We start from the raw sequence: 12,844 nt of genomic DNA, 5'->3' as shown, positions 1-12,844 counted from the left end.
TTTCTAAAGTGCCCTACCACCGGCATTGCCGGATTCGTGAAACCTGGGGGCGATAGCAGTGAAAATCCTTCTTGCCGGGGGTCTGGCGGTGCTGGGCGTGCTGGCCACCACGTCGGCGCAAGCCAATCCGGATGTGATTTCCCGCGAGTACAAGCTGATCCTCGATGCCAGCCGGTTCCATTACCAGAACGAACAGAGTGATGTGCTGAGCCTGATGCAGGAGGCCGAGCCCGCCATCGAAGACGCCATCAATCGTAACGTCACCGGCACCGCCACCCTGGACCATGACAGGCAGGTGCGTTTCTTCGACACCCCGGGCTCCTGCGTGCTGGAGCAGCTGGGTTACAGCTTCCGCGAGCGGGTGGAAAATGGTGCTTCGGAAGTAACCCTGAAATTTCGTAGCCCGGATCGTTACATCGCCGACTTCGAGGATCTTTCCTCCAGCACCAATGGCGCGGAAAGCAAACTGGAAGCGGATGTGGGCGCCACCGGCGGGGTGCCGTTCAAGGTGCTGTACAGCCACTCCACCAAGGCACCCAACAGCCGCAAGCTCAATCGAATGGATGATGTCCATGCGCATTTCCCCGGCTTCCAGAATGACTATGGCCTGGATGACGATCTGACCCTGGCCGTGGTCGGTGATCTGACGGTGACCGAGCGCGTGTACCGCAACGTGGATATCGATCTGGGCCAGCATGACGCGGAGATCAGCATCACGCTCTGGTATGCCGGCCCCCCTTCCGGCAACCCGTCACCGGCGGTGGCCGAGATCTCCTTCAAGTATGAAGACCCCTCCGCGGACTACACCCGCAAGGTGGTGAACCGTGCCCGGCGGGCCTTTGATGCCCTGCGTGGCCTGAGCGATTGGGTGGAGCCCGATGGCCAGACCAAGACACGGTTTTTCTATCAGTACGACAGCCAGTTCTGTCAGCCCTGAAATCCCAAACAAAAAACAAGGAACATGCCCATGTTCAAGAAAACCCTGCTTGCCTCCCTGGTCTCCGCCGCTCTGCTTTCCGGTTGTGGTGGTGATTCGTCCAGTAACAACGATGACACTTCGCCCACCTCACTGGCCGACAACTTCCCGGCGGAAGGCGTGGCGCTGCCTTACACCGTGCTGCGCTCCGATCTGATCGATGCCAATACCCAGCAGCCCTTCGAGGTGCGCAACGGCGGCTACGGTTCCGCCATGACCGGCGACCCGGCCAGCAAGCGCCGCTTTTACGCGCTGACCGACCGGGGCCCCAATGCCAACTTTACCGGCAACTATGGCAAGGGTAAGAAATTCCCCACCCCGGAGTACACGCCCCGCATCGGGCACTATGAAGTCACCAGTGAGGGCAAGGTGGTGCTGCTCGACACCATCCTGCTGAAGCGCCCGGATGGCAGCCTGATCACCGGCCTGCCCAACAACAGCGCCCTGGGTGGCACCGGCGAAACGCCCTACAACGCCGATGGCTCCCCGGTACTGGAAGACCCGACCCAGCCCTATGACGCCGAGACCAACCCCCTGCGCCTGGATGACTATGGGCTGGATGGCGAAGGCATGGTGGCACTCAGTGACGGCACCTTCTGGGTGTCCGACGAGTATGGCCCGCACATCGTGCATTTCGATGCCGAGGGCAAGGAAATCGGCCGTATCAATCCGTTCGCCGGCGACCAGCGTAACGATTACACCCTGCCGGCGGAGTTCGCCAACCGCCGCGCCAACCGTGGCATGGAAGGCCTGGCCATCACCCCGGACGAGAAAACCCTGGTGGGCATCATGCAATCGACCATGGACAACCCGACCAAGGACGTGCGCAACCTGGACATGACCCGCATCGTCACCATCAATCTGGACGACGGCAGCGTGGGCCAGTACCTGTACAAGCAGGAAAAAAACCAGAACTCAAACTCCGAACTGGCCGCCCTGAGCGCCACCCAGTTTCTGGTGCTCGAACGCGACGGCAGCTTCCTGTACGGCGGTCCGGACGGCGCCGGCGCGGCCAACCCTTCCGCCCAGAAAACCGTTTACCGCATCGACCTCAGCACCGGCACCAACCTGGAAACCCTGGCCACCGGCGGCGACCTGAGCCAGGACCCGGACCTGGGCCTGACCATCGCCGGCAGTACCCTGGAAGAAGTGGTTCAGACGGACGGCTGGAGCGGCCTGGCCGCCCACAATATCGTGCCGGTGGAGAAGCATCTGGTGGTGGATATGGTGGCCCAGCTGAGCTACCCCCATGACAAAATGGAAGGCCTCTGGGTGATCGACAGCAAAACCCTCGGCGTACTCAACGACGACGACTTCGCCACCTGGTCCACCAGCAGCGGCGAACTGGAACAAAAGATGCTCGACAGCAACACCATCGACCGTAACCGCCTGTACATCGTCCCAGCGGATTTGGCTGTCAAATAAAGGCGAAGCTGCAAGTTCCGGGCTGGCCGTGGGGGCGGGTTGTCCGTGCCAGTAGCGGGCCAATTGAAAGTAAAAAAGGGTGGGGCCGCGGATTTTCTTCCGCGGCCTTCGGCCGGTATCGCGGCTGAAGCGGAACGCCGCCCGGCCGCTCCTACGGGGATGATTGTCGTAGGAGCGGCTTCAGTCGCGATCAGCGCTTGACCCGATTCACCCCGTTGATCGCCGCCACCCGATACGCCTCGGCCATGGTCGGGTAGTTGAAGGTGGTGTCGATGAAATAATTGATGGTGTTGTTGGGCGACGGCTGGCGCATCACCGCCTGGCCCACGTGCACGATTTCCATGGCCTGGTAGCCGAAACAATGAATGCCCAGCACTTCCAGGGTGTCGCGGTGAAACAGCAGCTTGAGCATGCCCACCCGTTCCCCGGTGATCTGCGCCCGGGCCAGATTCTTGAAGAACGCCTGCCCCACTTCGTAGGGCACCCGCGCCTCGGTCAGTTCCTGCTCGGTGCGCCCCACGGAACTGATGCCGGGAATGGTATAGATGCCGGTGGGCACATCGGTGACCTGCTTCACCGGCCCGCCGTCGACGATGCCGGCGGCGCAGAAGCGGCCCTGGTCGTAGGAGGCGCTGGCCAGGGAAGGCCAGCCGACCACGTCGCCCACCGCGTAGACGCCTTCCACGGCGGTCTGGTAGCGCTCGTCCACCGCCAGCTGGCCCCGGCTGTTCGCCTCCAGCCCGATGTTCTCCAGGCCGATGTTCTGGGTATTGCCGGAACGGCCGTTGCTCCATAGCAGCGCGTCGGCGCGCAGCCGTTTACCGGATTGCAGTTCCAGGGTGACGCCGTCGTCGTCCGCCACCAGTTTGGAATATTGCTCACTGTGACGAATGGTGGCGCCCTGCTCGCGCAGGTGATAGCTGAGCGCGTCGGAAATTTCCGTGTCCAGGAAATCGAGCAGGTGCTGACGGCTGTTGATCAGGTCCACGCGCATCCCCAGCCCGGTGAAAATGCTGGTGTATTCACAGCCGATCACGCCGGCGCCGTACACCAGAATATGGCGCGGCGTGTGGTTCATGCGCAGCAGGGTGTCGGAGTCGTAGATACGCGGATGATCGAAGTCCACGTCCTCGGGGTGGTAGGGCCGCGAGCCGGTGGCGATCAGAATATGGCGGGTGCGCAGCAGCCACTGGCGGCCGGCGTCGTCGTCCACCCGCACTTCGCCCGGGGACTGGATCTCGCCGCGGCCGGCGAACACCCGCACGCGGTTGCGAATATAGAAATCACCGCGCACCTGAACCTGGCTGTCCACCACTTCGCCGGAGCGCTGGATCAGGTCCTGCCAGCGCACCTGGCGTGGATTGATCAGCCCGCGCAACAGCGGGTTGCGCTGCGAACGGATCACCTGACGCACCTGATGACGCAGCGCCTTGGAAGGAATCGTGCCCCAATGGGTGCAGTTGCCGCCCAGCTGCTCGCGGCGGTCGATCACCGCCACCCGCAGGCCGCCCTTGGCCGCCTGCATGGCGGCGGCTTCCCCGGCCGGGCCACTGCCCAGCACCACCAGATCCCATCCCGAACTGATATCCATAGACCCCTCGTTGATTGGTCGATTCAGGCGTTTGATCGTTACCGGAACCGGCGCGCTACCAGCCGAACACATCCTTGATAAAGGGGATGGTCGGGGCCCGCTGCCGGGCCAGGGCGGTGCGATCGAGCACCGCCAGCCGCTCCAGCAGCAGCGCCGGTGACCGCTCGCTGCGCATCACCATGAAGCGCGCCACCTCGGCGCCCAGTTTCAGGCCGCGCTCGCGGGCCCGCTCCGTCAGCAGCGCCGCCAGCTCCTCCTCGCTGAGCGGCTGCAGCCGGAACACCGGCCCCGCCGCCAGCCGCGTGGCCAGGTCCGGCAGCAGCCAGCGCGGCGCGCCGGGGGCGGCGGCGGCGCTGAACAGCAGCACGCCGCCGCCGGCCATCACCCGGTTGTAAAGATGAAACAGGGCTTCCTCCCACTGGGCGTGGCCGGCGAAGCGGTCCACGTCGTCCAGTGCCAGCAGGTCGAACTGCTCCATGGATTCCAGCACCTCCGGCACCAGCGGCAGCAGCTCGCCGGCGGGCAGCAGGCAGGCGTCACGGCCCTGCTCCTGGGCACGCCGCACGGCGCCTTCCAGAAGATGGCTGCGGCCCTGGCCGGCGCCGCCCCACACGAACACCTGGCGCTCCTCACCGTCGGCGGCGGCGCGCACCGTGGCCAGCGCCGCGCCGTTGGGACCGGCCAGGAAGTTGTCCAGGGTATGGCCCTCTCGCAGTTCCAGGGCCAGCGGCAGCTGACTCATCGCAGGCAATAGGTCAGTGGCGGGGCGGCGGCGTCGCCGCAGGCGGTCAGGCCGGCGACGCCGGCCATCAGCCGTTCCAGTTGCGCGCGACCGCCGGAGAAGTCCAGTTCAAACTGCACCCGGTCGTCGCTGACCACCCGCAGGGCCACGCCGCGCAGCGGGCCGGAATCGGCCAGCGCCCGGTACAGATCGTGCCATTGTTTGAGGGTGCGCACGCCGCGCACGGTCACCACCCGGTCGTCGCGGATCAGCACATCGCCGGTGGGGGCGTCGCCGGTGAACACCGGCGGCGGCGTCACCCCGCCGTCGGACGCGCCGGAGGCGGCGTCGCCATTACCCTGGTCGCCGCCGCGCTCGCCGCCCAGGGAGTAGCGTTCCGCGATCTGATCGGCCAGGGCGCCCACGAAGGCGTCCAGGGCGGCGTCGGTGTCGGCGGCGCTGGCGCGCTGCCCGGCCACCTGATCGCCGTGGTCCAGCAGCCGCCAGTTGAGCGTGGTGGAAGCACCGCCGTAGAGCACGCCGGTGGCCACCCAGTCGGTGTCATAGCGGCGCGAGGCCTGCAGCACCGGCCCGTCGAAGCGGCCGCGCACATCGGCCACCGCCACCACATCCCGGTCGCGCTGATCCCACTCCGGCAACACCAGCGAGACGCCCCGGCGGCCGGCGGCGGCGCGCAGGCGCTCCGCCAGCGGGTCGCCGGCGGTCACCAGATCGCCGCGCCCGGTGCCTTCGGTGACCAGCCACACCAGCACCGGCGGGCGCTCGCCGCCCCATACCGGTGTGCCCTGGTCCGCCAGATAACGGGTCAGGGCGCGCTCGTCGAACACCGCCCGCAGCCGAGGCGGCTCGCCGTCCTCGTAGGAATAGCGCAACACCCAGCGCTGCGGCTGCGCCAGTGCCTGGGCCACGCCGGGCAGCTCGGCCACCCGGTCGCGACCGGTCAGCCGCGTGATGACCGTTTCCAGGCCCCGCTGCAGGGCGTCGCGGCGGGCTTCGTCACCCTGCGGCGCATCGCCGCGCAGCGGCACCGAAACCTGGCCGGCCTCCGCCGCCCAGGCCGGCGCGGCCCAGATCAGGGCCGCCACCAGAATCAACAAAAAGCGATACATCGACAGTTCCAAAGCCGGTTTTGTGAACGCGCGCCATTATCCCTGATCCGACCCTTTCTGGCGAACCGGATTCCCCACCGGTAACAATATTGCCGGCGCGGTTCTCCCCGGGGTCCGGCATTGCTAGAATACGCGGCCTTCACGACCCCCAGGAGCCTCCAAATGAGCGAACAGAAACGGCCGTTGACCTACCGCGACGCCGGCGTGGACATTGATGCCGGCAACGAGCTGGTGAAACGCATCGGCCCGGTGGCCAAGCGCACCCAGCGTCCGGAAGTGCTGGGCGGCCTGGGCGGCTTCGGCGCGCTGTGCGCCCTGCCGGAAGGCTACAAGGACCCGGTGCTGGTGGCCGGCACCGACGGCGTCGGCACCAAGCTGCGCCTGGCCATGGAGCACGACCGCCACGACAGCGTCGGCATCGACCTGGTGGCCATGTGCGTCAACGACCTGGTGGTGGGCGGCGCCGAGCCCCTGTTCTTCCTGGATTACTACGCCACCGGCAAGCTGGACGTGGACACCGCCGCCCGGGTGGTGGGCGGCATCGGTGAAGGCTGCGAGCAGGCCGGCTGCGCGCTGATCGGCGGCGAAACCGCCGAAATGCCCGGCATGTACCAGGGCGAGGACTACGACCTGGCCGGCTTCTGCGTGGGCGTGGTGGAACGGGACGGCGTGCTGGACGGCTCCGCGGTGGCGGCCGGCGACAAGGTGATCGGCCTGGCCTCTTCCGGCCCCCATTCCAACGGCTATTCCCTGGTGCGCCGCATTCTCGAACAGGCCGACAGCACCGAAATCGACGGCCAGCCGGTGATCGACCTGCTGCTGGCGCCCACCCGCATCTACGTGAAACCGCTGCTGGCGCTGATCAAGCAGGTGCCGGTGCACGCCCTGGCCCACATCACCGGCGGCGGCCTTACCGAGAACCTGCCCCGGGTACTGCCCAAGGGCACCCGCGCGGTGATCGACACCGGCGCCTGGGAATGGCCGCCGGTGTTCCGCTGGCTGCAGGAACAGGGCCAGGTGCCGGCGGCGGAAATGTACCGCACCTTCAACTGTGGCGTGGGCATGACCGTGGTGGTGCCCGAGGACGCGGTGGATCAGACCCTGGCGCTGCTGCAGGCGGCCGGCGAGACGCCGTTCCTGATCGGCGAGATCCGCGCCAGCGACAATGACGAACCGGAAGTGTCCCTGCAGGGCCTGGGTTCGTGACCCACCGGCTCGCGGTGCTGATCAGCGGCGCCGGTACCAACCTTCAGGCCATTCTTGATCACATCGCGGCGGGCGATCTACCCGCCACGGTGTCCCTGGTGCTCAGCAACCGCCCCGCCGCCAACGGCCTCGCCGTGGCCCGGGACGCCGGCGTGCCGGTGGTGGTGATCGACCACCGGGATTACCCCGACCGGGACACCTTCGACCGCGCCATGATCGAACGGATCGACGCCCACGGCGCCGACACCGTGGTGCTGGCCGGCTTTATGCGCATTCTGTCAGCGCCCTTCGTGGCCCACTACCGGGGCCGCCTGATCAACATCCACCCTTCCCTGCTGCCCCGCTATCCCGGCCTGGACACCCACGCCCGGGCGCTGGCCGCCGGCGACGCCGAACACGGCTGCTCGCTGCATTTCGTCACCGAACAACTGGACGGCGGCCCGCTGATCGCCCGGGCCGCGGTGCCGGTGCACGAGAACGATAGTGTGGAAACCCTGTCCAAACGGGTTCAGCAGCAGGAACACAGGCTGTACCCTCTTGTACTGCGCTGGCGCGCCGAAGGCCGCCTGCAATTGACCGACCAGGGAGTGGAATTGGATGGTGAACCCTTGCCCGCCGAAGGCCTGCGCGTCGACGCAACCCCGTGACCGCCGTGGCTGGCGCCTGCTGCTGGCCGCCGCGCTGCTGCTGAGCACCCCCGCTTTCGCCGCCGACCCGCCGGTGGCCGCTTTTAAAGCAGAGTATCGTCTCAAAGCCGCCGGCTTCCCGTTCACGGTGGGCGCCACCCGCTCGCTGACCCCCGCCGGCGACGGCACCTGGAAGATGGAAGTGCTGGCCAGCAACTTTCTCGGCGAAATCCGCGAGACCTCGGTGTTCGCCTGGGACGGTTGCGTGCCGGTGACCCGCTATTACGGATATCGGCGCGCCGGCCTGGGCCGGGTGAAAACCGCCGAGCTGCGCATCGACCCGGGCAACGGCAAAGCGATCAGCGAACGCAGCAAGCACGAACCCTACCATTACGACACCGAGGGCAACGCCACCGACGACATCGCCCTGCCGCTGGCACTGCAATGCATGCTGCTCAAGGGCGAGCGGGCCATGACCCTGGCGGTGGCCGACGAACGGGGCGTGGAAAATCAGCGCTACCAGGTGGAAGGCAAGGAGAGCGTGGAGATCGACGGCGACAGCGTGGCCGCCATCAAGGTGCGCCGGGTGCGCGACGACGACAGCGGCCGCCAGACCTGGCTGTGGTTCGCGCCGGACCATGACTTCACCCTGGTGCAACTGGTGCAGCGCAACGACGACGGCCGCCACGTGCTGACGCTGGAAAACCTGCCATGAGAGCGCGGCTCGCCGTCCTGGCGTTGCTGTCGCTGTGCGCGCCGCTGGCGATGGCGGCGCCGCTGCAGCCGTTTTCCGCCGAATACCGCATCTTCGTCAACAAGATCCCCACACCGATCAAGGCCACCCTGCTGCTGGAACCGGTGGCCGGCAAGGACCGCTACCACATGCTGTTCGAGGCGCATTCCTGGATGCTGAACAACCGGGAAGAAAGCTGGTTCCACTGGAATCAGTGCGCCCCGCGCACCGAGCGCTACGAACACGAGTTCAACGGCTTCGGCAAGCACCGCTACTACCACACCGATTTCGACTGGGACAAACCGGGCGTGATCAGTGAATCCGAGGACGGCGTGGAAGCCTTCCCGATCCCCGACGATGCCCTGGACGAACTCAGCATGCTGCTGCGCGCGCGCTGCGTGTTCGCCAGCGGCGACAAGGAATACGACGCCACCAGCGTGTACGGTGACCACCTGCGGCACCATCATTTCGTGGTGGTGGACCGGGAAACCATCGACACGCCCATGGGCGAGCTGGACACCCTGGTGGTGGAGAAGAAGCGCGACAAGGACAAGGACGAAAAACGCCGCACCCTGTTCTGGGTGGCGCCCAAGGTGGGCTATATGGTGGTCAAGGCCCGCCACATCGAGAGCGCCCTGCTGCACGGGGAGCTGATCATGCGCGAGTACAACGGGCCCTTGCCGGAATAAGACGGGTGCAGGATGCGGACGCGGAGCGGTTGCTCCGGCCCTGGTTATCGCGGCTGAAGCCGCTCCTACACGGGCTCCGTAGGAGCGGCTTCAGCCGCGATGGGTTTCAGGCGCGCGGCAGGGTGACGCCCTGCTGCCCCTGGTACTTGCCGCCGCGGTCCTTGTAGGACGTCTCACAAATCTCGTCGGATTCCAGGAACAGCATTTGCGCCACGCCCTCGTTGGCGTAGATGCGCGCCGGCAGATTGGTGGTGTTGGAGAATTCCAGGGTCACGTGCCCTTCCCACTCCGGTTCCAGCGGCGTCACGTTGACGATGATGCCGCAACGCGCGTAGGTGGACTTGCCCAGGCAGATGGTCAGCACATTACGGGGAATGCGGAAGTATTCCACGGTGCGCGCCAGGGCGAAGGAGTTGGGCGGGATGGTGCAATAGTCGCCCTTGATGTCCACGAAGCTTTTCTCGTCGAAGTGCTTGGGGTCCACGGTGGCCGAGTGGATGTTGGTGAACACCTTGAACTCGTCCGCGCAGCGCACGTCGTAGCCGTAGCTGGACACCCCGTAGGAGATCAGTTTGTCGCCGTTGGCATCGGCGCGCACCTGTCCGTCCTGGAACGGCTCGATCATGCCGTGTTCCAGGGCCATGCGTTTGATCCAGCGGTCGGCTTTGATGCTCATGGGAGTCCTTTATGTCGATGTCGACGGAATCGGGCAATGGTACCCTGCTCAATGCTGCGTCACCACCTTGGGAAACGGGCGCCGCCCTTCCCGGGTCAGCGACAGGCGCGCCGCCAGGCGCCGGGCGGTGTCGCGGTAAAGACGCGCCTCGGCGCTGTCCGGTTCCGCCACCACCGTGGGCGTGCCGCCGTCGGCCTGCTCACGAATGCGCAACGACAGCGGCAGCGAGCCGAGCACCGGTGCCTCGTACTCGCGGCTCATGCGCAGGGCGCCACCCTGGCCGAAGATGTGCTCCTCATGGCCGCAGTTGGAGCAGATGTGCACCGCCATGTTTTCCACCACGCCGAGCACGTTCACGTCCACCTTGCGGAACATCTCCACGCCCTTGATGGCATCCAGCAGGGCGATGTCCTGGGGCGTGGTCACCACCACCGCGCCGGCCACCGGCATTTTCTGCGCCAGGGTCAGCTGGATATCGCCGGTGCCCGGCGGCAGATCCACGATCAGGTAGTCCAGGTCCTTCCACAGCGTTTGCTGCATCATCTGGGTGAGCGCGCCGCTGGCCTTGGGGCCACGCCACACCACCGGCGTCTGCTCGGTGATCAGGTAGCCCATGGACATGCTCTGCAGGCCGTGGGCCATGACCGGCACGAAGCTGTTGCCATCGCGCACCTCCGGGCGGGTGCCCTTGGGCAGGCCCAGCATCACCGGCTGGCTGGGGCCGAAGATGTCCGCGTCCAGCAGCCCCACCCGGGCGCCTTCCGCCTGCAACCCCAGCGCCAGATTGACGGCGGTGGTGGATTTGCCCACCCCGCCCTTGCCGGAGGCCACCGCGATCACGTTGGCCACCTGCAGCATGGACGGCATGTCGTGCTGGGCCCGATGGGGCCGGATGCGCACCGCCAGGTCCAGATCCAGGGCGCGGCCTTCCAGCACCGGCGTCAGCGCCGACCGGATTTGCTCGCGCAGGGCCTCCAGGCGGGATTCGCAGGGATAGCCCAGGCGCACCGTCACCCGCGCGCGCTCGTCATCAACCTGGATATCGCCCACCGCGCCGGCGCTGATCAGGTCCACGCCGAGATCGTCGGGGATCAAATTCGTCAGGGACTGTCTAATCGCCTGTTCGATTCGCATGTTCGGCACCTCCTGCATCCGGGAGGGGAATGATAAAGTTGCAGGCGAAGGCGAACCAGCATTCAACGAAACGGAGATCACACCATGGCAAAACCCGCTCATTTGTTCGCCGGCCTGCTGGCCGTATTGACGCTTACCGCCTGCGGCGCGCAGACCACCACCGCCCCGGCGGCGGACCGCGACACCGTCAGCGTGTCCGGCGAAGGCAGCGTCAAGGCGCGCCCGGACGTCTTCTCGCTGGTGGCGGTGGCCCGGGAACGGGGCGATGACATCGCCGCCATGAAAAACACGGTGGACCAGCAGGTGCAAGCGATGCTGGATCTGGCGGACGAGCTGGACATCGAGGAAAAGAACGTCACCGCCAGCGATATCCAGATCAGCCCGGAATGGGAATACCAGCCGGAGCGCAAGCTGATCGGCCATCAGGTGAGCCGTGAAGTGACCTTCAAGGTGGCCGGCATGGACCGCTACGCGCGGCTGGCGGACGGCCTGGCCGACCAGGGCCTCAAGGAAGTGCGCCCGGCCGGCAGCGAGATCAGCAATGCCGACGCGCTGGCCAAACAGGCGCTGAAAAAAGCGGTGAAGGACGCCCGCGAAAAGGCCGGCATCCTGGCCCGCGCCGCCGGCCGCGAGCTTGGCGAGGCGGTGGTCATCAACGCCCAGGGCTACACCATGCCGCAGCCGATGATGATGCGTGCCGCCATGGCCAAGGAAGACAGCATGGAAAGCTACCGCCCCGGCGAGCAGGACGTCAGCGCCAACGTGCAAATCACCTTCGAACTGAAATAGCCCCATGGACCCGCTGGGTTTCATCTCGGTGGCGGCGCTGCGCCAGTATCTGGCCAGCGCCCGGGCGCGCGAGGTGGACGTGGACCAGGCCCTGGCGACGGCGGGCCTGGCCGAGGAGGAACTCACCGACCCGGAAGCGCGCATCCGCGGTGCGCGCTTCGAACGGCTGCTCAACGAGCTGATCCGGCGCAGCGACGACCCGCTGTTCGGGCTGCACACCTGCGAACTGGTGCAGCCGGGCTCCTACAATGTGATGGGCTACATCGCCATGAGCGCCGCCACCATCGGCGAGGCCCTGTCCAAGGTGTCCCGCTACGAAAAGCTGGTGGGCGACATGGGCACCACGGAAACCCGCCTGCACGCGGACCGCTCGGAAATTCTCTGGCACTGCCGCTATCCCCGCCAGCCGGCGCGCCGGCACCTGATCGACAACGTGCTCGGCTCCTGGCTGCACTACACCCGCTGGCTCACCGGCGACCTGCATCTGGCGCCGGATGAGGTGTGGTTCGAGCACCCCGAGCCCCGTTACCTGTACGAGGTGCACGAGTACGAGCGCGTGTTCGGCTGCCCGGTGCGGTTCCGGCGACCGTACTCGGCGCTGATCGGCCATCCGCGCATGCTCGATTACCCGTTGCGCCAGCCGGACGCCACCCTGCTGTCCACCCTGGAAGCCCACGCCGTCCGTCAACTGCGCGCGCTGGGTATCGCCACCAGCCTGGGGGAACGGGTGCGGCAGTACCTGCAGGCCGCCCTGGGCGGCCCACTGCCGGACCGGGACCAGGTGGCCCGGGCCATGCGCCTGAACACGCGCACCCTGCACCGCCGTCTGGCCGCCGAAGGCACCGGCTGGCAGCGCATTCTCGACGAGGTGCGCCTGGAACGGGCCCGCCAGCAACTGCGCGACAGCGACCTTTCCCAGAGCGAGATCGCCCTGGACCTGGGCTACGCCGACATCCGCTGCTTCCAGCGCAGCTTCAAGCGCCACACCGGCCTGACCCCGGGCCAGTGGCGGCGGCAGGCGCAAGCGGAAGCCGCACTTTAAGAAGAGCGGACGTGCCCCTCGACGCCTCTTTAACATTGCCTGATGTAAACATTACGTTTTTGTCGGACAATCCCTGTATTGCCGCCGGGAGGCGGGCCGCTACACT

13 protein-coding genes are annotated in these 12,844 nt (G+C 66.6%); 8 read left to right on the top strand and 5 right to left on the bottom strand.

The window, feature by feature from the left end:
- Positions 1-58: 58 nt before the first annotated feature.
- Both IM760_RS12110 and IM760_RS12105 read left to right on the top strand, forming a co-directional pair.
- On the top strand, positions 59-937 hold the full coding sequence (locus IM760_RS12110; RefSeq protein ID WP_204429601.1) for a hypothetical protein: 879 nt from the start codon (positions 59-61) through the stop codon (positions 935-937).
- Between the two features lie 30 nt (positions 938-967).
- Positions 968-2,401 (top strand): esterase-like activity of phytase family protein, encoded by a 1,434-nt coding sequence (locus IM760_RS12105; RefSeq protein ID WP_204429600.1) that lies wholly within the window; start codon positions 968-970, stop codon positions 2,399-2,401.
- 190 nt (positions 2,402-2,591) lie between these two features.
- Here IM760_RS12105 and sthA read toward each other — a convergent pair whose 3' ends face one another.
- The 3 genes from sthA to IM760_RS12090 are packed head-to-tail and all read right to left on the bottom strand — an operon-like array spanning position 2,592 to position 5,843.
- Positions 2,592-3,992, bottom strand: a complete 1,401-nt coding sequence (sthA, locus tag IM760_RS12100) for a Si-specific NAD(P)(+) transhydrogenase (protein WP_204429599.1) — start codon at positions 3,990-3,992, stop codon at positions 2,592-2,594.
- A 55-nt stretch (positions 3,993-4,047) separates the two neighbouring features.
- Positions 4,048-4,734: a DnaA regulatory inactivator Hda gene (hda, locus tag IM760_RS12095; RefSeq protein WP_204429598.1), complete on the bottom strand. Its 687-nt coding sequence runs from the start codon at positions 4,732-4,734 to the stop codon at positions 4,048-4,050.
- Positions 4,731-5,843 (bottom strand): DUF2066 domain-containing protein, encoded by a 1,113-nt coding sequence (locus IM760_RS12090; protein WP_204429596.1) that lies wholly within the window; start codon positions 5,841-5,843, stop codon positions 4,731-4,733. The genes hda and IM760_RS12090 overlap by 4 nt, the downstream gene beginning before the upstream one ends.
- A gap of 162 nt (positions 5,844-6,005) precedes the next feature.
- Between IM760_RS12090 and purM the strand changes: the two genes are divergently transcribed.
- From purM to IM760_RS12070, 4 genes are read left to right on the top strand one after another with little or no spacing between them, the layout of a single operon-like run.
- Positions 6,006-7,049 (top strand): phosphoribosylformylglycinamidine cyclo-ligase, encoded by a 1,044-nt coding sequence (gene purM / locus IM760_RS12085; protein ID WP_204429594.1) that lies wholly within the window; start codon positions 6,006-6,008, stop codon positions 7,047-7,049.
- Positions 7,046-7,696 (top strand): phosphoribosylglycinamide formyltransferase, encoded by a 651-nt coding sequence (gene purN / locus IM760_RS12080; protein ID WP_204429593.1) that lies wholly within the window; start codon positions 7,046-7,048, stop codon positions 7,694-7,696. The genes purM and purN overlap by 4 nt, the downstream gene beginning before the upstream one ends.
- A complete protein-coding gene (locus tag IM760_RS12075; RefSeq protein ID WP_204429592.1) occupies positions 7,647-8,390 on the top strand; it encodes a DUF3108 domain-containing protein in 744 nt (247 codons plus the stop codon). Before purN ends, IM760_RS12075 begins: the two co-directional genes overlap by 50 nt.
- Complete coding sequence (locus IM760_RS12070) at positions 8,387-9,097, top strand: DUF3108 domain-containing protein (RefSeq protein WP_204429591.1); 711 nt, start codon at positions 8,387-8,389, stop codon at positions 9,095-9,097. The genes IM760_RS12075 and IM760_RS12070 overlap by 4 nt, the downstream gene beginning before the upstream one ends.
- A 106-nt stretch (positions 9,098-9,203) precedes the next feature.
- On the opposite strand, the gene dcd is transcribed toward IM760_RS12070, so the two are convergent.
- The gene (dcd, locus tag IM760_RS12065) at positions 9,204-9,773 is read right to left on the bottom strand and encodes a dCTP deaminase (protein ID WP_204429590.1); all 570 of its coding nucleotides are present in this window, start codon (positions 9,771-9,773) and stop codon (positions 9,204-9,206) included.
- 48 nt (positions 9,774-9,821) lie between these two features.
- Entirely contained in the window at positions 9,822-10,907 is a 1,086-nt protein-coding gene (gene apbC / locus IM760_RS12060) for an iron-sulfur cluster carrier protein ApbC (RefSeq protein WP_204429589.1), read from the bottom strand.
- A gap of 84 nt (positions 10,908-10,991) precedes the next feature.
- Here apbC and IM760_RS12055 point away from each other — a divergent pair, with 84 nt between their 5' ends.
- The gene (locus IM760_RS12055; RefSeq protein WP_204429588.1) at positions 10,992-11,696 is read left to right on the top strand and encodes an SIMPL domain-containing protein; all 705 of its coding nucleotides are present in this window, start codon (positions 10,992-10,994) and stop codon (positions 11,694-11,696) included.
- A gap of 4 nt (positions 11,697-11,700) precedes the next feature.
- Positions 11,701-12,738 (top strand): AraC family transcriptional regulator, encoded by a 1,038-nt coding sequence (locus tag IM760_RS12050; protein ID WP_204429586.1) that lies wholly within the window; start codon positions 11,701-11,703, stop codon positions 12,736-12,738.
- Positions 12,739-12,844 lie beyond the last annotated feature (106 nt).

Origin of the sequence: Alloalcanivorax marinus (assembly GCF_016906305.1) — a bacterium.
In the GTDB taxonomy this organism is placed as follows: domain Bacteria; phylum Pseudomonadota; class Gammaproteobacteria; order Pseudomonadales; family Alcanivoracaceae; genus Alloalcanivorax; species Alloalcanivorax marinus.
The sequence above is the reverse complement of the archived record's forward strand: the minus strand, read 5'-3'. Positions and strand labels throughout refer to the sequence as shown.

Bases quoted from the DNA above. Each gene is read 5' to 3' on its own strand.
- hda (WP_204429598.1), bottom strand. From the start codon at position 4,734: ATGAGTCAGCTGCCGCTGGCCCTGGAACTGCGAGAGGGCCATACCCTG.
- purM (WP_204429594.1), top strand. From the start codon at position 6,006: ATGAGCGAACAGAAACGGCCGTTGACCTACCGCGACGCCGGCGTGGAC.
- dcd (WP_204429590.1), bottom strand. From the start codon at position 9,773: ATGAGCATCAAAGCCGACCGCTGGATCAAACGCATGGCCCTGGAACAC.
- IM760_RS12070 (WP_204429591.1), top strand. From the start codon at position 8,387: ATGAGAGCGCGGCTCGCCGTCCTGGCGTTGCTGTCGCTGTGCGCGCCG.
- IM760_RS12090 (WP_204429596.1), bottom strand. From the start codon at position 5,843: ATGTATCGCTTTTTGTTGATTCTGGTGGCGGCCCTGATCTGGGCCGCG.
- IM760_RS12055 (WP_204429588.1), top strand. From the start codon at position 10,992: ATGGCAAAACCCGCTCATTTGTTCGCCGGCCTGCTGGCCGTATTGACG.
- IM760_RS12075 (WP_204429592.1), top strand. From the start codon at position 7,647: ATGGTGAACCCTTGCCCGCCGAAGGCCTGCGCGTCGACGCAACCCCGT.
- sthA (WP_204429599.1), bottom strand. From the start codon at position 3,992: ATGGATATCAGTTCGGGATGGGATCTGGTGGTGCTGGGCAGTGGCCCG.
- apbC (WP_204429589.1), bottom strand. From the start codon at position 10,907: ATGCGAATCGAACAGGCGATTAGACAGTCCCTGACGAATTTGATCCCC.
- IM760_RS12105 (WP_204429600.1), top strand. From the start codon at position 968: ATGTTCAAGAAAACCCTGCTTGCCTCCCTGGTCTCCGCCGCTCTGCTT.
- IM760_RS12050 (WP_204429586.1), top strand. From the start codon at position 11,701: ATGGACCCGCTGGGTTTCATCTCGGTGGCGGCGCTGCGCCAGTATCTG.